This is a genomic window from Pseudoalteromonas sp. SCSIO 43088 (assembly GCF_023650795.1).
GTDB classification, from domain to species: domain Bacteria; phylum Pseudomonadota; class Gammaproteobacteria; order Enterobacterales; family Alteromonadaceae; genus Pseudoalteromonas; species Pseudoalteromonas shioyasakiensis.
Map to the genome: position 1 here is coordinate 637,233 of NZ_CP072675.1, position 19,946 is coordinate 657,178.

Here is a 19,946-nt window from a genome sequence, read left to right on the forward strand (position 1 = left end):
AGAAGCGTTCATTAATCAATTTTTTTTGATTTTAAAGAAAAAAAGGAGTTTCTGGTGTTAAAACCATTTTTATTCATTATCTCTGCTGTACTGATAAGTACATTATTTGCCTGTAGTGAAATACAAGCTAAAACAATAACTTCTAGCACCGTTAACCTTAATGGAGAGTGGCAGTTCAAACGTTTAGATTCAGAGCAAAGTAAAGAGCAATGGCAATCAGTAAATTTGCCACATACGCCGAAAATAGAACCTTTAGTGGTTAATGAACAGTGGCAAGGCATTGCTTGGTATCAAAAAGATTTAGTGGTTGAGCCACAATGGGAAAATAATAAAATTTTCATTCGTTTTGAAGCGGCAATGAATCATGCTGAAGTTTGGTTAAATGATCAAAAAATAGCTGAACATTTAGGTGGTTATTTACCTTTCACATTAGACATTAGTGATATGGTCAACTTTAGTGGCCCGAATATTATTAAAGTAAAATTGAGCAATGTTGATAATCCGACTATAGGCCCTAAGCCCCTTAAGACCTTAGACTTTAATACTTACGGAGGGCTGTATCGTGGTGTAAGCTTATTGATTAAAAGTCCATTGCATATCACTGATGAAATGCATGCTAATAAAGTTGCCAGTGGCGGAGTATTTGTTACGTTTCCGAAAATAAGTGCCGATGAATCTGTTGTTAATGTTAAAACTCATATTGCCAATCAATACCCTGAGAACAAGGGGTTTGTGCTTAAACAGAAATTATTATTTGCTGGGCAATTAATGACAGAAACAGAAGATAAAATCACTAGTTTATTAGCCGGTGGCGATAAACAATTTAGCCAACAGTTAACCGTTAATCAGGCTAAATTATGGAGTCCAAAAACGCCTAACTTATACCAACTAGTCAGTGAAATATACTTAGATAATCAACTCATCGAGCAAAAACAAACCCGTATCGGTTTACGTAAATTTGAGTTTAATGCTAAGCATCAATTATTAATTAATGGCGAAATTACTTTTTTAAGAGGGGTAAATCGTCATCAAGAATATCCCCATGTTGGTTATGCCACGTCAGCACAAGCGGATTATCGTGATGCGGTAAAAATAAAGTCTGCTGGTTTCGACTATGTACGACTTTCTCATTACCCTCACTCCAAAGCTTTTATGGATGCCGCAGATGAATTAGGCCTTGTTTTAATTGATGCTATTTTAGGTTGGCAATATTATTTTGAAGATTATTCATTCAAAGCACAAATTATCCAAACTTGTCATGACTTAATTCGTCGTGATAGAAATCACGCCAGTGTACTTGCCTGGGAATGTTCTTTGAATGAGTCACAAATGCCAAAGGCGTTTATTGCTGATTTGCACCAAGTGGTTAAGCAAGAAGATTCAAATGGTTATTCTGCGGGTTGGCAACAGGGTTATGATCTGTATTTACAAGCACGTCAGCACCGTCAAAAACATTATGATGTGCCTACTCAACCTTATAATGTTTCTGAATATGGTGATTGGGAGTATTACGCACAAAATGCAGGCTTGAATCAAGATGCATGGGCAGACTTAAAAACAGAGGAAAGAACCTCTAGGCAATTATTAGGATCGGGTGAAGCACGATTATTACAACAGGCAAGAAACATACAAGAAGCGCATAATGATAATTTAACTATTCCTGCGTTTGCTGATGGATACTGGGTGATGTTCGATTATAACCGTGGTTATGCTGATGATCTTGAAGCTTCAGGTGTGATGAGTATCAATCGTCTGCCTAAATACAGTTATTACTTTTTTCAAAGTCAAAGAAGCCCACAAGAAAAGTCGGAACAGTATGAATCTGGCCCTATGGTTTATATTGCTAGCGAATGGAATAAAAACTCCGCTACCAATGTCCGTGTTTTTAGTAATGCTGAAGAAGTGGAGCTATGGTTAAACGGAATACTAGTGGCAAAACAAACACCGACTGAAAATAAGTTTTCAAGTCACCTACCTCATCCACCTTTTGAGTTTAAGCTGAATAAATTTTTACCCGGACAATTGAAAGCTAAAGCATTTATCAATGGTAAATTAGTGAGCGAACATCAAGTGACTACAGCAGGAAAACCTGTTACCCTTAAGCTAACACTAGATGTTAGCGGAAAACAGCCTATTGAAGGTGTTAAAGATATTGTTTTTGTTTATGCGCAGTTTACTGATAAACAGGGGAATTTAGTCCCTATAAACAATCATGAAATTGAGTTTATCAGTGAAGGTGATATTGAGATCATCTATTCAAATAAGAGTAATACAGAACAAGGAAAATCGGCAATATTATTGCGTATAGGTGAGTCTTTAAAAAATGCCAGTATTCAGGCTAAATCGACTTCACTCAATATTCACAGTGAGCCTTTGTCTTTTAATGACTATGCGGTTAAATAAATATTAGTTTCGAGAACGGATGAATATAGTGATTATCATTGCTGTATTAAGCTACTTGAAGGTGGACATTGGTATGATAATGAAATCGAGAGTATTAATTTAATTCGTTATTAATGCTATTTTAATATAATTAGGGTTTTCATCATGTTTTTTAATAAAAAAATCACAATAACATTGTTATTGACTGTAGTTACATTGCTGGGTGCATGTGGTAGTGGAACTAATAAATCATCAGAGGAAAGTCAGACTGAGGTTGTAGTAGATAACACCCGGACTAGTGATAGCTATATTTTAGGTGCGGATGTTTCCAGCTTAGCTGAGTTTGTTGACAATGGCGCTATTTTTATAGATACCGACGGTAATGAAAAAACACTATTATCGTTATTGAAAAACCATGGTTTTAATTATATTCGCTTACGCACCTTTGTTGACCCTAATGCCGAGTATGGCTATGCATCGGGCATAGGAGAGTGGTGTGAGACGAAAAGTGAGTCATATAATGATAAGGCGCATATCATTGAAATGGCTCAACAAGTAAAAGCGGCAGGGATGAAGTTGTTACTTGATTTTCATTATAGTGATACTTGGGCCGACCCCAATAAACAAGTCATTCCTCGAGCGTGGCGTAATATTAATACCATCGAAGATTTAGCTGTAGAGGTTAAAAACTACACGATAGACGTATTAACCGATATGAAATCTGTAGGTGTAGTTCCCGATATGGTGCAAGTTGGTAATGAAATTACTCCTGGTATGCTCATCCATATACCCACAGATGACACAGATTGCTACGGCAATAACTCTGTTGAAAGTACCGCTCTGAATGGTAGTGCGGCTAATTGGGAGAACCTAGCAACACTACTTAAAGCTGGCATTAAAGGGGTCAAACAGGTCAACGAACATACCCCTATTATGTTGCATATTGAAAATACTGGCGACAGAGAGGGCTTGGTTTATTGGGTTAACCAAGCACTTGAACATGATGTTAAGTTCGATGTATTAGGCTTATCTGCTTATGAAAAATGGCAAGGACCTTCTACTCAATGGCAAGGCACTTTAAATTTGTTAGCTGAAACGTATTCGGAGTTAAGTTTTAGTATTGTTGAGTATAATCCTCAGCGACGTTTATTAAATGATATTATGTTTAATTTGCCTAATGAACGTGGATTAGGGACATTTTTCTGGGAACCTGTATTATCGGGGGAATGGGGGCTGTCTATGTTTACTAAAAATGGAAATGTTTATACTGCTAAGCCGGAAGACTTTCTAATTTATGATAAAATAGTTCAAGATTATGGTTTATCGGAAAACCACAATGAATAATTGTAACGTGGTTATTTTTTTACTTTCTCACTACTGATGAATACACTAGCGATAGGCGAATTTTTTTAATCCTTTGGTGGAATGTTTGCAACATTATAATAACGACAAGCAAGGCATAATAAAGCCAAAACTCGCCTTAGGTATTGGCTTTTTTGCCATGTATTTTGCTAATCAAAGCGTACCAATTCTCGCAATTCCATTTTATCAAATGACATTGGGGGTTGACCCTTTTTTGTTGGCTATTGCGCTAACCATTCCTATGTTAATGAGTACGTTGTTTGGACCATGGGTCGGGCACTTATCAGATAATTGTCAAAGTAAATTTGGCCGCCGTAGACCATTTATATTTGTTGCGGCATGGGTTAGTGCGTTAACATTTGGTTTGATTTGGATGGTATCGCCTGACTGGTCAGAAGCAATTCAACTTAGCTATTTTACCGTGTTTTCAATTTTATTTTATTTCGCCGTAATGTTTTTGTCTGTGCCGATGACCTGTTTATCTTATGAAATGACAGACGATCATCACGAACGAACAGAAATAATGGGGTTTACCTCCTATTTTATTAAGTTTGGCTCTTTACTTTATCAGTGGTTATTCCCATTAGCTCAGCTTGCCATTTTTAGTAGTATTTTTATTGGCATAAAGTATGTAGGTTGGGGCGTAGGTATTTTTATCATAGGTTTACTCGGTTGTATTCCTGCTTTATTTTCAAAAGAAAAAGTACACCACCATAACGTCTCGAGCGCTAGGACAGACTTATTTAAGAGCTTAAAAACATTAAGGCGTAATAAACCACTATTAATACTGTTAATACTCACTGCATTGCAATTATGTGGTGGGGCTTTTACTGCGAGCATGGATTATTATTTGTTGGTTTACTACTTACACGATGGTGATGTAGCACAAGGTGCTATATGGAAGGGGATATTATCGAGTGCTTATGCTATTTTCGGTTTGCTCAGTATTCCATTGTTATCAAAATTATCAGTTAGTTATGGTAAAGTTAATACACTGAAAATGGTTTATTGGTTAACCGTTTGTGGTGGTATCATGAAGTGGTTTATATTTACTCCCGATTCTCGATGGTTAATCATTATTGATGCAATGTTTTGTACCGCGGTGTGGACAGTAATGACAATGTTAATACCGTCGATGTTAGCCGACTTATGTGATGAAGATGAACTAGAGCATGATAAAAGGCGTGAGGGCTTGTTTGTTTCTGTGCATACTTGGGTAGTGAATATTAGCATGGCCTTAGCGGTTTTGATTGCAGGCTTATGCCTAAATCTAATAGGCTTTGATGCGATGAAACAAAGTAGCCAAACAAGTGAAAGTATCATGTCTATGCGGCTTATTTTGTCAGTGGGTACGGTATTATTTGCTTTATTGCCTTTATTATTCTTACGGTATTACCACGTCGATGCGGATAAAAGTAGAGCAACACGGAAAAAGTTAGACGAGCGATTCGAACAAAATCAATTAAAAAAAATATAACAAAAGTAGAGTGTTTAAGATGGCTACAATTAAGGATGTTGCAAAGGTAGCGGGTGTTTCTATAGCTACAGTGTCAAGGGTAATTCATAACAAAGGCAAAGTAGGCGATGTTTGCCGGGCACGCGTTAAAAAAGTTATCGTAGAACTTGGTTATCGGCCTAATAGTAATGCTAGTGCTTTAGCCAGTAATACCTCAAATACTATTGGCGTAGTAACGCCGAAGCTGTCAATGCCATTCTTTGGCTCTTTAGCGAGTGGTGTTGAAAATGGCGCAAGAGAAAATAATTTCAAGTTGTTGATGGCAAACTCACTTTATGAAACGGAGTCAGAACTTAAAGCGATAGAATCTTTACGTGAAAACAACTGTAAAGCGATTATTTTACATAGTGAATACTCAGACGAAAAAACATTAATTAAACTGGCAAAAGAAATACCGGGTTTGGTTTTAATTAATCGTTACATTCCTGAAATTTCAAATCGTTGTGTCTGGTTAGATAATTTATCAGGCGCTCAATTAGCGACACAATACTTGATTGAAAGAGGGCATGAAAATTTTGCCGTGGTAACCAGCATTTATCAAAATAGAGATCCAGGTTGTAGAGTCGAAGGTATAAGAAATATACTCGAAAAAAATGACTTAAAACTCGATGCTAATAATGTAGAAGAATCAACTGCAAATATTGAAGGTGGGGAAAGTGCTGTTAAAGCATTGTTAGCTAAAGGAGAAAAATTTACCGCTTTGTTAGCTTATAATGACTTGATGGCTATAGGTGCTATTCATGCCCTTTTTGATTCTGGCATTCGGGTACCAGAAGATGTATCAGTAATTGGTTTTGATGATTTACTGGTAGGTATAGCTTGTCGCCCACGTTTAACGACGATGCATTACCCTGTAGAAGAAATGGCACATTATGCGACTAATTTAGCGATAAAATTAAGTGATACTTCAGTGCCTGTAAGTAAGCAAACGCATTTGTTTATTGCTGATTTAGTCGAGCGAGATTCAGTAAAGGATATTTCAGAATAGCTTGATTGTTATTTTTCTATAAAGATAAACTTTAAAGATTTAGCATCAGAAACAGATGCGTATAAATGGAGTGAATTATCTTTATGAATCACCAAATAAATACTTCATACTCGTTTTTATTTAAAACTAGTTGATTCTCGCTTAACTAATCTCGGGATGTGTTTATAGCTTTTATTGCTATCTATTTTTGTTTCAGAAGTGGATAACTCAAGCGACATATTAGCTGCTTGCATTGCCATTTCTTCAATAGGGTAGTTCAGTGTGCTTAGCTTAGGTCTTGAATACCTTGATAATAAAACATCATCAAAACCTAGAACTGAAATATCTGAAGGTACTTTAAAACCGTTATCTTCTAGGGTAGAAATTGCACCAATAGCCATTGCATCGTTATAAACGAATACCGCTGAAAATGATTTTCCTGATGCTAATAGTTTTTGTGTAGCAAGCTCGCCACCAAGATCGAATTTATCGCTGGGGTTACTTAGCTGTTCGCTTTATGTTTGAACGTCACAACAACGAACTTGATGCTATGTTGGCTCATACCCGAACTGGTAATTGGAGTGCCTATAAATCAAAAACTGTAGAGTGGGCCAATAATTATGAGAATGAATTTGTACAGTGGTGCGATGACTTAGTTGCAGGTACGAGCACTAATACCCCACCAATAGCACAAATTAATGGCCCATATTCTGGCATGCAAAATAACAGTATAAGCTTCACGAGTAATGGTAGTAATGATAGCGATGGTAGTATCGCTAGTTATCAATGGAACTTTGGCGATGGTAGCAGTTCAAATCTGGCAAATCCTACTCATAGTTACACAAGTGCAGGAGAATACACCATAACATTAACTGTGGTTGATAATGAAGGTGCAAGCCAAACTGTCACTACAGTAGCAACTATCGAAGCTGACAGTAGTGTTGATGATGGTGTGCTATTGAATAGCCAGCCAATTAACATCAGTGGCGCTCAAGATGAATTTTTATATTTCACTTTTGATGTTCCTTCAGGCGCCAGCGACCTTATGTTTAATTTAACTGGTGGTACAGGTGATGCGGATTTATATGTAAGTTTTGAAGCAGCACCGAGTGAAGCTATATATGATTGTCGCCCTTACATTGGTGGTAACGAAGAGTCGTGTGCTATAAATCCTGCACAAGTAGGCCGATACCATGTGATGGTTAGAGGTTATAATGCATTTGATAACGTTCAGTTAACAGCATCATTTACCCAAGTGACTTCTAACGTGCCAGATGTGTGTGCTAGTCAAGGTAGCCGAAGCAGTGGCCGCTTAAATGATGGCGAAGTAATTTGTCTAGGTAATAGCGATCCTATGTGGTTTAGCATTGCAGATGTTCAAGGCCAAAATGGTATTGCGATCACCACCGCTAATGGTAGTGGTGATTTAAGTCTAAGCTACGCTGCAAGTGGTTGGCCAAATGGTAACAATGAAGTGGCTGAGTCAAATAATAGCGGAAATGGAGAGTGTATTTATATTTCAGGCCAGAGTGAATACTGGGGCTACCTAAAAGTAGCTGGTAATAGCACTGGTGCAAGCTTAGTCGTCGACTTTAACAGTCAAGGGTGTCGTTAGTTAATATGTGAACTATCCAGCGACATCGCTTCGCTCTGATCACTGGGCTTCTACAGTTTAGCTTAACGGCTAGGCTGCTTCTTTTTTCTCAGATCCAAAATCCAACTTCGATAATTCGAAGACTTTCGTTTTAACGGATTGTTTCTCCTGAGATACGGGTGCTACTCTTGCGACGATTCCAGCCGCAATTAAATCTAATTCACCTGTCTTTTCTATGCTCTTAGCCGACGATAGATCACGGTTTTGATGCGTTCCGCAAGCTACACAAGTGAAATACCTATCGTTCAATGTTAAAACATGGTTTTGGCCGCACTCTGAGCAGATCCCAGTGGACTTCTCAAATCGACCAATTTCGTGATACAACTTACCCTCTAACTCAGCTTTGTATTTTGAAAGCTGAGTTATCAGCCCCATTACGTTATCGGCAACCATGCTGCCATTGAACTTTTGAATCGCTTTTACGTTTAAATCTTCAAAACACGCTATATCAGTTTCATTGATTATCTGTCGTGAAGTTTTGTGCGCAAAGTCCAGCCTTTGCCTTGAGATTTTTCCGTGTAATTTATTGATGCGTTGTTTTGTTTTTTGCCAGCGATTTGAACCTTTGGTTCGACGTGCAAGCTGGCGTTGCAATTGATTTAGCTTCTCTTTTGACTGTTTTAAAAACTTCGGATTATCGGCCACAAATCCGTTCGAACCAACAACCGTTTGCTTTGAGTTGATGTCAAAGCCAGTGATAGTTTCCAAAACTTGTTTAGCCGTTTTGCATTCCACTTCCTGAGTGATACTGCATTCCCATTTTCCGTGACGATATTGAACAGTGACGGTCTTAATTTTGCTCACTAGCTCACGATGCAGAACGATTGGCACTTTGCCGACCTTTGGGATGCTTATAGCGTCATTTTCAATTCGAATACAGTTGGAATTATTGAGCGCTCGGAAGCTATCATTGTGAAGCCGCTTCCTTTTGTAGGAAACTTTGTGCTTTGGAAAATGCTGCAAACGACCTTTAGAAAATGCATTCTTCATCGCTGTTTCCAAGTCGCGAGCAACCTGCTGAGCAGCAGAATCAAACGCTTTAATCCAGCTAGATTCCTCGAATGGCTTAATTTCCTTGAGGAGAGAAGCCATATCTTTGTAAAACAGGAATGTTTTATCGTATTCATATCGACGCATATTTTCAGACAACAACAGATTCCAAATGCCACGAGCTGTCGCACCAAACTTAATTGCAAAGGTTCATTTATTCAAAGTCAAAACACCCCTTTAGCTTTTTTCTGGTATTTAAACTAACTATAAATTGAACTACTTGGATGTAAAGTTGATAAATAAACATTCAATTGTACTTACGTTGCAAAAGTGTCGCCAAAGCTGACAACTTCAATATTGATGAGTGCATTGAAAGGTAATTAAATTAGGCCAAAGGTGGCTGAATACCAAGAGAAAGAAAGCAACATCAACTCAGTTAACGCTGGACTAAACAATGGTAATCTAAAGAGGAGGCAAAAGCCACTTTCTTGCGAAAGTGGCTTTTGTCCTATTGTTAAGCTTAGGACAAAGTTAGCTCTTGAATAAGACGAATAGGCTCACCATCAACATTTAAAATGGCCTTTACAGAAATCTGTTGTGGTTTGTCAGTTTTTGTTACTTTGAAGGTGTATGTTTTTTGTTCATAAGGTGCTATATCAACACTTTTCTGTTGAGATTTTGCGGGGGTGGCTTGCTCGAATAATGTTGAGGTTAGAATAATGTCCCCAGTTGTTTCTCCAGAATAAGGCCCAGATAAATTAAACGCTACTAACCAATGGTCTTCATGCTCTTTCGTTTTTACTATATTGAACTCAACGCCATTAAACGGGGTTACTCGCCTTGAGAGCGTAGTTTGGTGCGTTAACGACTTCCATTTGAGAGTTTGCGCAATAGTAATCTTATCAGCATTTATTTCTGTTGGCAGTGAGATATTATGTGTTCCTGAAGTCAAGTTGCGTTTTAGCTGATGAGTTTTGCTTGGCTTATCAGCGCTATCTATGAGTGTTACTTGTGCAGTAATTTCTAAAGGGGAATCAGTTGGATTGACAACTCTTAAAAAAGGCTTCTGTTGGTGATAATAAATATCAGATTTAACCCCGGAAAGTGTACTAAAACCAGCATTATTTAACGTGGCTATATATTTATTTTCCAAGAACTCTAGTTCAGAACTGGCTTCATCGTGCAGCTCTATAGAGGGGAGTTTTGCCAAAATATTACTCAACTCAAGATCGCATTGTGGTATAAATCTCGCGTGTTGCTGGCAGGTTTTAAACACTCGGTTTAATAGAGCATAATTTTTAAAAAGCCAAGGGTTTGTAAGCGCATTCTCTGCTGTGATAGACACCAAGCGAGTGGGGGTAGGGTTAAATAAGTACGGGGTGATTTTATGGTTGTTATTTTGACCTAATAAGCTGATCTTTTCGCTGTTAAGTGTTGAAATCATTTGCTTATTCAGGGGAATAGAAAATTGTTGGGTTACTTTTTGACTATTACTTTGAGCGTGTAAGTTAATGCTTAATTGTGCTTGCTCGAGCGTTAGGTTTATTGCAAGTTTCTTATCTGCGATTAATGCACTTTTTATCTCAGGTGTCAGGGCTATTTGCTTTGCTTTAAAGTTATCGTAGCTTTGTGCATTTATAATTAAGTGACTGCCATCTTCAATAAGCAGCATCAGCAATTGATCATCACTTGCCTGCTCTTCACCAACAAAAGTACGGCGATATTTTTGGTTTTTTTGGTTACGCTTTCCTTGTAGTGCTATGCCAATGTTTCCTCGATGTAATTGAGCAGCTTCGAACTCGATTAGCGCGGCCACTTGGTTTTTATTTGCTACATCAATGAGTGAACTCGGCTTTGGCGCTGGAAAGTCCATGACTGGGTGGTTGGCAGCTGAGGGGGGATTAATATCTAATCGTGATAACGCCGTTGATTGAGTATTACGTAGCCAGTAAGCGTTACCGTCTTGCTCCCAAGGCCCTGATACAATATGGAAACTAGGTTGGATATTTTCTACAAAATCAGCAAAACCTTGTTCTATTTCCGACCAATTTTTAAAAGTACTTTTAAGCAGTGAGTTAGCTGTTGAAAGTGTGGCTTCGCTGTGTGGGTTCGCTAATCTGAGCTCTTCAATAAAGTGAGCAAAGTACTGTGCCCGTTCAGGAGAGCTTAAAAGATAATGAATAATAAAAAAATTAAGTCCACGTTTTAGTGCTGGATCGTCATTTATTTCTTCAATTGTAGGTTTATTTGCGCTGTAATATTGTTTTAAACCGGTTTCAATGTAATTCATTGGGGCGCGATCAAATACCATGACGGTGAGTTGTTTTTGCTTAGGATCATAAACATGGTGAGCAATCGAATCAGCTAAACCTTCGGTGATCCAATTAGGTGCCCACGTTGAATGGCCGTTTAATGCCATATGAAAAGCATGCATGGTTTCGTGAATAACTATATAACGCTGATGGTGCTCACGGTGGCTGGGGAAATTATATCCGGCACGGTTATAAAACATGGTTTCACCACCGGCCGTTTTATGTACCCCACGTAAAAAACCATCATCAAGCATGGCTTCTCGTACACGGGAGCGACTACTACCATAAACAACTGCAATGCGTTGGCGCTCAATATTTGGGGGAGCCATACCAAATAAAGCAACATAATGTGGATATGCCATTTCAAGTAGCTCTAAGTATAGCGTGACCTTCTCTTTGGGTAGATCACTTTTTAGCGCAAAGTGCTTACTTACCCACCAGTTGTAGCCCCGACTATTTCCTATTTTGCCATCGCTGTATGTATATGGAATTGTTTTTCCTAAAAACTCAATATCGATATTATTGAGTGTGCTGGTATAGCCCTGGACGGTAATGTTTGCTTGCATTTTACTTGGGCCGCTTTTTATGTTGCCGATATCAGGTTTATTATTCGCACTAGTATTAGGCGTGGGCTGACAGGCAGTGAGTAGTAAAGTTAATAATGTGAGAGATATAATTTTTGTCATTTTAGTTGCTTTGTTTGTATATTGTATGCAATATAAAATACTGCGTTTAATTGAAAAAGTAAACTATGAATAATAACCAACAATTACAATCAGCAGCACAGCAGGGAACCGATAAAAATAAACAAACTTGGCGTAGCTTTGGGTTAGGTTTCTACTTGGCTAATACCATGGAAATTTTTGAGCGTTTAGCTTGGTATGGCTTTTTTGCAGTATCGTCGGTGTATATGACCACACCCATTGAGCAAGGGGGGGTCGGATTTAGTGATGCAGAGCGAGGCGCCGTACAGGGGATAATTCCGTTTTTTTTATACTTATTACCTGTGATCACTGGGGCTTTTGCCGATCGCTATGGCTATAAAAAAATGTTTACATGCTCATTTGTTGTGATGGCGCCAAGCTATTACTTCTTAGGTCAAGTGACTGATTTTAATTCGTTCTTTATGATTTTAATGTTAGTCGCTTTTGGTGCATCCTGCTTTAAACCTGTGGTAGTAGGCACTATTAGTCAAAATACTAACGACAGTAACCGAGGATTAGGCTTTGGTATTTTTTACACTATGGTTAATTTGGGAGGCTTCATTGGCCCGTTAGTGGCTGGGTATTTAAGGACTATTAGTTGGGATGCGGTATTTATTATGTCGGCATCTTGGATTGTTATTAATTTTATTCCATTGCTTTTTTACAGTGAGTCAAGCAGTAAACTACGTAGCAGCATAGGTGCGGCAGCGGTTTTACAGCAAGCTCAACATGTTTTGGGTAACAGCCGTTTCGCATTATTACTGTTTACCAGTGTAATTATTTTAATGACGGGGGGAGTTAGCTGGTTAACGTACACTCAAGCTTTTTCACTAATTACGATTTGGTTAGCTGCGAACTGGTTATGGGATAAGTGCGTAAGCGTGCAAAAAGCGTCTAAATGGTATCTACAACCGGTGAGGGTTAGCAATCGTAGTTTTGCACTATATTTAGCAATATTAACGGGGTTTTGGACGGTATATAACCAACTTTTTTATACTCTACCTTTGTTTATACGTGACTATATTGATACTCAAGATTTAGTTGTACTCTTGAGTTACTTTGGTCAATCAGCAGTGGATTTTTTTGCTTATGTTGATATTCAAGCTTTAAGTAACAAACTGCAAACACTGGCTGCTACTCATAGTGTAACACCAGTCAAAGAGGTAAATTTAGAGGCTTTGCGTCTAGAGTTAGTCCACTTAAAAGTTAATGTTCCTGTTGCTGAAATAGCGCTATTTTTTAAACAAGCCAGTGCTTCTAGCTTTTCGGCTGAGCAAAGTATGCAATTGGCGCAGCAGTGGCTTAAATACCGACAGGTAAACCCTGAATACCTGATTAATTTAGATTTTGCAGCTATTGTTCTGTTACAAATAATAGTAAGTGTTAAATGCCAGCATTTTAAAGTTATATCTGTCCTAATAAGCGGTTTAATTGTCACAGCAGGTGCTTTTTTAGTGTTGTTATTAATGAGCGCGGGGGTTTTACTAAGCCAATTGGGCGGTTTAATAGTGGTAACGGTTATATTATTAATTGCTTTTGGTGAAATGCTCACCTCTCCAAAAAGCCAAGAGTATGTAGCGAGCATAGCTCCAACAGGCAGTGCTGCTATGTTTATGGGTTATTACTTTGTATCTATGGCATTAGGCTTTTTATTTGCTGGATTTTTGTCTGGGTGGAGTTATGGTTACCTAGTCAAAGAGATAAAATCCCCCGAAATCATGTGGCTATTATTTGCAGGCATTGCACTAGTTACCGGATTTGGTTTTTATTTATTAGCGCTATACAAAAGGGTTAAATAAATGATTTTTAAAAATCTGTTTATTTTAATCACCGTGCTTTTAATCAGTCATTGTGAGGCTGCTGCTAGTGAGGTGGTTGATTATAAAAACTTAATAGATAGAACCGGAAGCCCATATTATATGCAGGACTTTGAGCAAGGCGGCCACCAACGTTTTAGCCCTCTTTTTGATCTAGGCGCGTGGCATGGACATTTGCTACCAACAGATGAAAACGTCGGTGCGTTCACCGGGCCTGCTATTGTTACTGAGGAGTATTTAAATTTTATAGCGCCTTATCTAGAAAAGCTGACTGTTTATAAAGGCCAGAAAATTGACGAGGCCAATAAAGTGAAACTAGCAATGCGGGCTTACAGTGAACCCGGCGCGTTAGTGCAAGAGCTAAGCGGTGATGGGGTAAACATAACGCTTACTTTACGCTTTGTGACAAATCGCACTTCATTAGTTAAAACACAGATTAAAACCACAGAGCCTGTTACATTACATTTCACAGGAAAGCTTATAAACCATTTACGTGCTAACAATGGCACCGAAAAAGCGGGGCGTTCGCCATTTGTGGTTTATCCGAAATTAAACCCCCGATGGCAAGTCACCAGCAATAGTATTGCGATTAGTTTTGGCAAAGTAAGGGCGCATGGACACATACTCACTTCGGGGAGCTCACAGTTATTGCTTAAAAAAACGTTAGCGGTTAGAACACGTCATGACGACCTAAGTTACTCAAGCACAACGCACATAAAAAACAATCGTACATTCTACACAAGCTATTCATATTTATTAAATAATCAAGAAGCGGTACGTGAAAAAGAGGTTATTGATAAAATTTTAAAGCAACCCGAATACTATTTATCACGTAGTAAATTACGTTGGCAAGAGTATATAAATAAAGCGACACAGCCAATAAGTAACAAGCAGCCAGCCTTACAAAAACTTGCGGTAAAAAGTGTTGAAACGTTAATTGGAAATTGGCGCAGTAAAGCTGGTGCAGTAGGTTTTGATACCGTTAGTCCTGCCGTGACCGGTCGTTGGTTTTCAGGTAATCAAACTTGGCCTTGGGATAGCTACAAGCAGGCATATGCACTGGTAACATTTAATCCAGAGCTTGCTAAGCAAAATTTGAATGCTGTGTTTGAGCATCAAATAACGCCAAACGATGCTGTCAGGCCATGGGATGCTGGATTTATACCTGACTTAGTGGCCTATAATTTTAGTGCAAAACGCGGTGGGGACGGCACAAATTGGAATGAGCGTAATACTAAGCCAAGCTTGGCAGCTTGGGCTGTGTGGCAGGTGTTTGAAAATACAGGCGATACTCAGTGGCTCGCGCACATATACCCTAAACTAGTTGCTTATCGTGAATGGTGGCTACGCAATCGTGATCATAATAAAAACGGTGTGCCAGAGTATGGTGCCACTGTTGATAAAGCTCATAATACTCGTGACGGCAAGTTATTATTTAAAGTAAAAACCTCGGCAGGTTGGCGAACAAGAAGTGGCTTAAAAAACTATAGGACTTACCTAAGCGATGAAGCAACCTTAGAAATTAAAGTTCCGGCACAAACAGCCGCATCTTGGGAATCTGGTCGTGATGATGCTGCTGTGTTTGGTTTTATAAATAATCAACAGTTAAATCGTTATATAAAAAACGGCGGGATTCGTGGTGACTGGCAAGTTGGTTTTGCAGAAAATCGTAATGATACAGGTACATTAGTTGGGTATTCATTATTGCAAGAATCTGTGGATCAAGCCTCTTATATGGCTGCTGATAACCGTTATTTAAGTAAAATAGCGAAGCAGCTTAAGTTACCGCACCAAGCAAGTTACTTTTTAAGGCAAGCCGCTCAGTTAAGGGATTATATCAATCGGTGCATGTTTGATAAAAATACAGGCTTCTACTATGACATTGAAATAGCAGATACCCCCTTAGCGAATGGTTGCGCTGGGAGGGCTTTAGTAAAAAGAGGCAAAGGTCCTGAAGGGTGGTCACCGTTGTTTAATCAAGTAGCGAATATGGAACAGGCCAGTGATGTGGTAAAAACAATGCTTGATAACAATGAGTTTAATACTTACGTTCCGCTTGGCAGTGCTGCGCTGACTAATCCGGCTTTCGGTGCGGATATTTATTGGCGTGGACGAGTATGGCTTGATCAAGCTTACTTTGGGTTAGTAGGTATGAGTCATTACGGTTATTGCAAACAAGCTCAGCAATTAAGTGAAAAGCTATTAAATCATGCCAATGGTTTGCTTTCTAATGCGCCAATACGTGAGAATTATAATCCGCTTAATGGTGAGCAACAAGGAGCGCCTAACTTTTCATGGAGCGCAGCACACTTATTACTAATTGCTCAAAAGCAAGGTAAATGGTGCCAATAATTGGCACTGTTTAATTCAGTTCACCAGACTAATCACACTATGGCATAAATTAATCACCACAGCTTAAGCTTCACAAATTACAAGAGAATTAACACAAATAGAATATTGTATACAATATTCTATTTGTGTTAATATTTATAGGAGTTACCTTTAAGCAACAGGAAATATGATGAAAACAACGAACACAGATTGGCGCTTTTCAGTTATGCCGGCCGTATTCACATGGCTAAAAGAGTCTGAATCTGGATCATTTGAAATAGACTTTGATACAACAAAGAAATACGCTGCAGAAATTTTAAAAGTACAAGGGAAAGGCGGTAGTAGAATGGGGGGGCTTGTTGGCTCAGGCACATTAGGTGAAAATAGTTATCTAAGTGTTGATCAGCGTCTTTCTTTACTTAAAGCTCTTTCTGATGTTGCAAAAGAATATGGTGTCCCACTGATCAGTGGCGCAGCGGCAGAAACCAAAGAAGAAATAGCAAAAATTGTAAAACAACTTGCATCTGTTGGCGTAGATACAGTCATGGTTATGCCGCCAAAGACCAAAGAAGCACCTAGTGATGAATATATGTATGAATATTATGCGCTTTGTGCAACAGCAGCTAAAGAGGCTAACATTACAATTATGCCTTATAACAACCCAGATGCAGCTGGCTACCATGCGCTTTCAACCGAGCTTCTTAAAAAACTTGCTGCGCTTCCTGAAGTAACTGCGTTAAAAATATCGACGTCAGATGTTTCAATCATTGAGACGATAATGTTAGAAAACAAAGATGCAAAAATTTTGGCAGGTGTAGACACTGTCACTGTGCATGCCGGACTAGCAGGAGCATGTGGCGGGATCACAGGTGTAGGTTGTATCTTCCCAAAAGCGAGTGTGACGATGCAGGAGTATGTAAATAAAGGGGAATGGGCTGAGGCTAACAAAATTTCTCAGGCTATGAATTCCATCTCTTACTTGGATGCTCAACCGCTACTTATGGAGTACCTTAAGTGCGCATTTGGAATTCATCATGACGATAAGGATGGTGGACTTCGTACTTTCGGTAATAAATTAACTCAACAGCAAATTGATGACGTTCGTGCAAGATATCTTTTAGCACGAGAGAGGCTTAAAGCTTTGGACTTGTTAGGCTAATTCGTTGTCTAGTTCTTTCAAGTACTAATTAGCTGCACGGTAAGTATTCGCCGTGCAGCAATGAGTATATTTATCTTATAACCCAAATGGGTTTTCGAGGCTATGAGCGGGTTCAGTGAACCACTTTGGGCCATTCTCTGTCATATAAAAGTGATCCTCTAAACGCACACCAAATTCACCAGGTACAACTAGCATTGGCTCATTACTAAAGCACATACCTGCGGCTAGAGGTGTTTTATCGCCGCCGACTAGGTAAGGCCATTCATGGATGTCTAAGCCTATACCATGACCGGTACGGTGTGGGCAGCCAGGTGTTTGATACTCAGGGCCAAGGCCTTGCTCTGCTAAGTAAGAGCGGGCAGCGTTGTCGACACTCTCACAACTTTGACCTGTTTGAGCTGCATCAAAAGCGGCCATTTGTGCGGCTTTTTCATAATTCCAAAATTGGCGTTGGCGGTCTGTAGCTTCACCAAATACGTAAGTGCGTGTAATATCTGATAAGTAGTCGTGTACTTTACAGCCAGTATCAATTAAAACCATATCTCCTTTTTTAAGAATCTGTGGCTCTTTGACACCGTGAGGAAATGATGTCGCGAGGCCAAACAAAACGATGCAAAAGTAGTTACCAGGCGCGCCAACTTTTTGGTGTGCTTGTTTAATAAATTCTTCTACCTCAGTTGTGCTTATACCCTCATATAGCATGCTAGCTGTGGCCTGATGAACTTTTAAGGTCATATCCATCGCACGCTGTATTAGCATTAGTTCATTGGCTGACTTATGCATGCGGCAATGAGCTGTAACAGGCTGTGCATTAACGAGGTTTAAGCCTGTTTGCGCTTTATTTATGCCATCGAAAATGAAAAACTGCGCGCTTTCGTCAATCCCTACAGTGCCGCTCTCAGCAATGCCCATTTCGGTGAGCACTTTGACAAATAATGCATAAGGACTTTCGTGTTCAAGCCAGCCGCGAATTGGGCCTTCTATAACTTTAAAGCCATTGAGAGAGCCAATTTCAAAATCAGGGGCTATATATTGTACTTCGCCCTTCGCGGGTAAAATAGCACCGACCATGCGCTCACTTGCGTACCAGCGCATACCCGTAAAGTAAGTAAGGTTAGTCCCTGCATTTAAGTAAATTGCATCAATATTATTGGCTTGCATATACTCTTGAGCACGGGCAATACGGGCTAGATGCTCATCAGCTTGAATGGGAATTAAATCGCGAGTCATATTGGAAAGACTAGCAAGTGCTTGTTCTTTCGTTTGAGTACCAATACCTTTGGTCATCATTAGGTTCTCCTATGTATTTGTTTAATTATAATTTTTAAAGAATTAGCGCATAAACCGGTTTATAGAATATGGCTCTAAATTTATGGAGGGGGCTTTATTGAGACACAAATCTGTAATTAACTCGGAAGTTATGGCTCCTTGTGTCAACCCTAAATGCTGATGACCAAAGGCAAAGTACAGGTTATTGTGATTGGGGGCTTGGCCTATTATAGGTAATGAGTCAGGCAATGATGGCCTACAGCCCATCCATGTAGTCGTGGCACTAAGAGGCTGGCTAGCTAATAACGCTTGTGCATGGGGCAGTAAAGCTAATGCACGTTTATTATTAGCCTTTCTATTTATACCCGCAAACTCCACTGTGCCTGCCACTCTTAACCCTTGACTCATCGGGGTCATGATAAGACTCCGTTCAGCAGAAGCTACGGGCCGTGTTAGGCCATGGTTAATATTAACCATACAGTGGTAACCACGCTCGGTATCTAAAGGTGCTGTGTATCCAAGCGGCTCGATGAGAGAGGCACTCCAAGCACCCGCTGCGATCACGACTTTATCGAAATTGAGACTATCTTGTTCATCACTCACCATAAAACCTTCACTTTTAGGCGTGATAGCAACTACTTTCTGTTGACGAAATTGCCCTTTTAATAAACTGAACTTTTGCGCTAATTGGATACAAAATAAATGTGGTTCAATACTATGAGCAACGTCTTCAAATAATAAAGCGTGTTTTATTTTGTCGGATAAACTGGGCTCTAGAGCATGTACTTGCTTTGTATCAAGTAGCTTTACTTTAATTCCTTGCGCTTGATACATAGCCAAGGTGCGCTGCACATCAACCAATGGGGTTTTTTCAAAGGTAAGTAAACTCCCTTGTTTAGTAAGCAGGTGGCCCAGTTGATAGTTTGCTAATAATCTTTCATAAGCATGAATTGCATGTTCATTTAAGGCTTTGAGAGCGTGTGTATGTGCAATAAATCTGGCAGTAGGCATATTTTTAATAAACTGCCAAAACCAAGGGAGAGCTTTTATTGCATAGCGCCAATCAATGCGCAATGGTCCTGATGGGTTAAAAAGCATAGCAGGTAATTTTTTTAATAATGCTACCTGCGCTAGAGGAAATACCTGTTCGGTGGCAAAGTGCCCAGCATTACCTTTTGAACAGCCTTGCGCTAGGCCATTTTCATCGTATAGCGTCACTGCAAAGCCAGCTTGTTGTAACTGTAAAGCTGTGCAAATACCAATTACACCGGCACCGATCACGGCGACTCTTTGAGTTCTTGTATTGGTCAAAATTACCTTCCCCTGATGATAAAAGTAAAACGCTATACGTTTTTTAAAAAATAAATCGATATTGTATTTACTGACAAGTAGTAAGAAAAAACTCTACAAGCTCTTTCTAACTCATTTTTAGTTATAATTTTCAATTAGTTATGTGTAATTAGTTATTTGTAATCTTTTAAGG

12 protein-coding genes and 1 pseudogene are annotated in these 19,946 nt (G+C 39.1%); 8 read left to right on the forward strand and 5 right to left on the reverse strand.

Translation table 11 applies throughout. The annotated features are described in order from the left end of the window. The first annotated feature begins 54 nt into the window (after window positions 1–54). The 4 genes from J8Z28_RS03020 (at window position 55) to J8Z28_RS03035 (ending at window position 6,248) form a co-directional block, all read left to right on the forward strand. Window positions 55–2,403 carry a glycoside hydrolase family 2 TIM barrel-domain containing protein gene (locus J8Z28_RS03020; RefSeq protein ID WP_250659862.1) on the forward strand — a complete coding sequence of 783 codons (2,349 nt, stop codon included), beginning with the start codon at window positions 55–57 and terminating at the stop codon, window positions 2,401–2,403. 144 nt (window positions 2,404–2,547) lie between these two features. Beyond that, window positions 2,548–3,726, forward strand: a complete 1,179-nt coding sequence (locus J8Z28_RS03025; protein ID WP_250659863.1) for a glycosyl hydrolase 53 family protein — start codon at window positions 2,548–2,550, stop codon at window positions 3,724–3,726. Window positions 3,727–3,811: 85 nt separating this feature from the next. Then, complete coding sequence (locus J8Z28_RS03030) at window positions 3,812–5,221, forward strand: MFS transporter (RefSeq protein ID WP_250659864.1); 1,410 nt, start codon at window positions 3,812–3,814, stop codon at window positions 5,219–5,221. A gap of 19 nt (window positions 5,222–5,240) precedes the next feature. After that, the gene (locus J8Z28_RS03035) at window positions 5,241–6,248 is read left to right on the forward strand and encodes a LacI family DNA-binding transcriptional regulator (RefSeq protein WP_250659865.1); all 1,008 of its coding nucleotides are present in this window, start codon (window positions 5,241–5,243) and stop codon (window positions 6,246–6,248) included. A 116-nt stretch (window positions 6,249–6,364) separates the two neighbouring features. Here the strand turns inward: J8Z28_RS03035 and J8Z28_RS03040 are convergent. Beyond that, window positions 6,365–6,703, reverse strand: a pseudogene (locus J8Z28_RS03040) (substrate-binding domain-containing protein); the annotation flags it as partial. Between the two features lie 41 nt (window positions 6,704–6,744). Between J8Z28_RS03040 and J8Z28_RS03045 the strand changes: the two are divergent. Next, window positions 6,745–7,842 (forward strand): PKD domain-containing protein, encoded by a 1,098-nt coding sequence (locus tag J8Z28_RS03045; protein WP_250659866.1) that lies wholly within the window; start codon window positions 6,745–6,747, stop codon window positions 7,840–7,842. A 69-nt stretch (window positions 7,843–7,911) separates the two neighbouring features. On the opposite strand, the gene J8Z28_RS03050 is transcribed toward J8Z28_RS03045, so the two are convergent. Both J8Z28_RS03050 and J8Z28_RS03055 read right to left on the reverse strand, forming a co-directional pair. Further along, window positions 7,912–9,072 carry an RNA-guided endonuclease InsQ/TnpB family protein gene (locus J8Z28_RS03050; RefSeq protein WP_284693435.1) on the reverse strand — a complete coding sequence of 387 codons (1,161 nt, stop codon included), beginning with the start codon at window positions 9,070–9,072 and terminating at the stop codon, window positions 7,912–7,914. Between the two features lie 319 nt (window positions 9,073–9,391). Beyond that, on the reverse strand, window positions 9,392–11,869 hold the full coding sequence (locus tag J8Z28_RS03055; protein ID WP_250659868.1) for a hypothetical protein: 2,478 nt from the start codon (window positions 11,867–11,869) through the stop codon (window positions 9,392–9,394). A gap of 65 nt (window positions 11,870–11,934) precedes the next feature. On the opposite strand from J8Z28_RS03055, the gene J8Z28_RS03060 reads away from it, so the two are divergent. The 3 genes from J8Z28_RS03060 (at window position 11,935) to J8Z28_RS03070 (ending at window position 17,194) form a co-directional block, all read left to right on the forward strand. Then, window positions 11,935–13,686, forward strand: coding sequence for an MFS transporter (locus tag J8Z28_RS03060; RefSeq protein ID WP_250659869.1), 1,752 nt, complete (start codon window positions 11,935–11,937; stop codon window positions 13,684–13,686). Further along, window positions 13,687–16,056: an alpha-glucosidase gene (ygjK, locus tag J8Z28_RS03065; protein WP_250659870.1), complete on the forward strand. Its 2,370-nt coding sequence runs from the start codon at window positions 13,687–13,689 to the stop codon at window positions 16,054–16,056. It begins immediately after the preceding gene. Window positions 16,057–16,225: 169 nt separating this feature from the next. Continuing rightward, window positions 16,226–17,194 (forward strand): dihydrodipicolinate synthase family protein, encoded by a 969-nt coding sequence (locus J8Z28_RS03070; protein WP_250660369.1) that lies wholly within the window; start codon window positions 16,226–16,228, stop codon window positions 17,192–17,194. A gap of 75 nt (window positions 17,195–17,269) precedes the next feature. On the opposite strand, the gene J8Z28_RS03075 is transcribed toward J8Z28_RS03070, so the two are convergent. Further along, a complete protein-coding gene (locus J8Z28_RS03075; protein ID WP_250659871.1) occupies window positions 17,270–18,484 on the reverse strand; it encodes a M24 family metallopeptidase in 1,215 nt (404 codons plus the stop codon). 42 nt (window positions 18,485–18,526) lie between these two features. Then, complete coding sequence (locus tag J8Z28_RS03080; RefSeq protein WP_250659872.1) at window positions 18,527–19,774, reverse strand: NAD(P)/FAD-dependent oxidoreductase; 1,248 nt, start codon at window positions 19,772–19,774, stop codon at window positions 18,527–18,529. Between the last annotated feature and the right edge of the window lie 172 nt (window positions 19,775–19,946).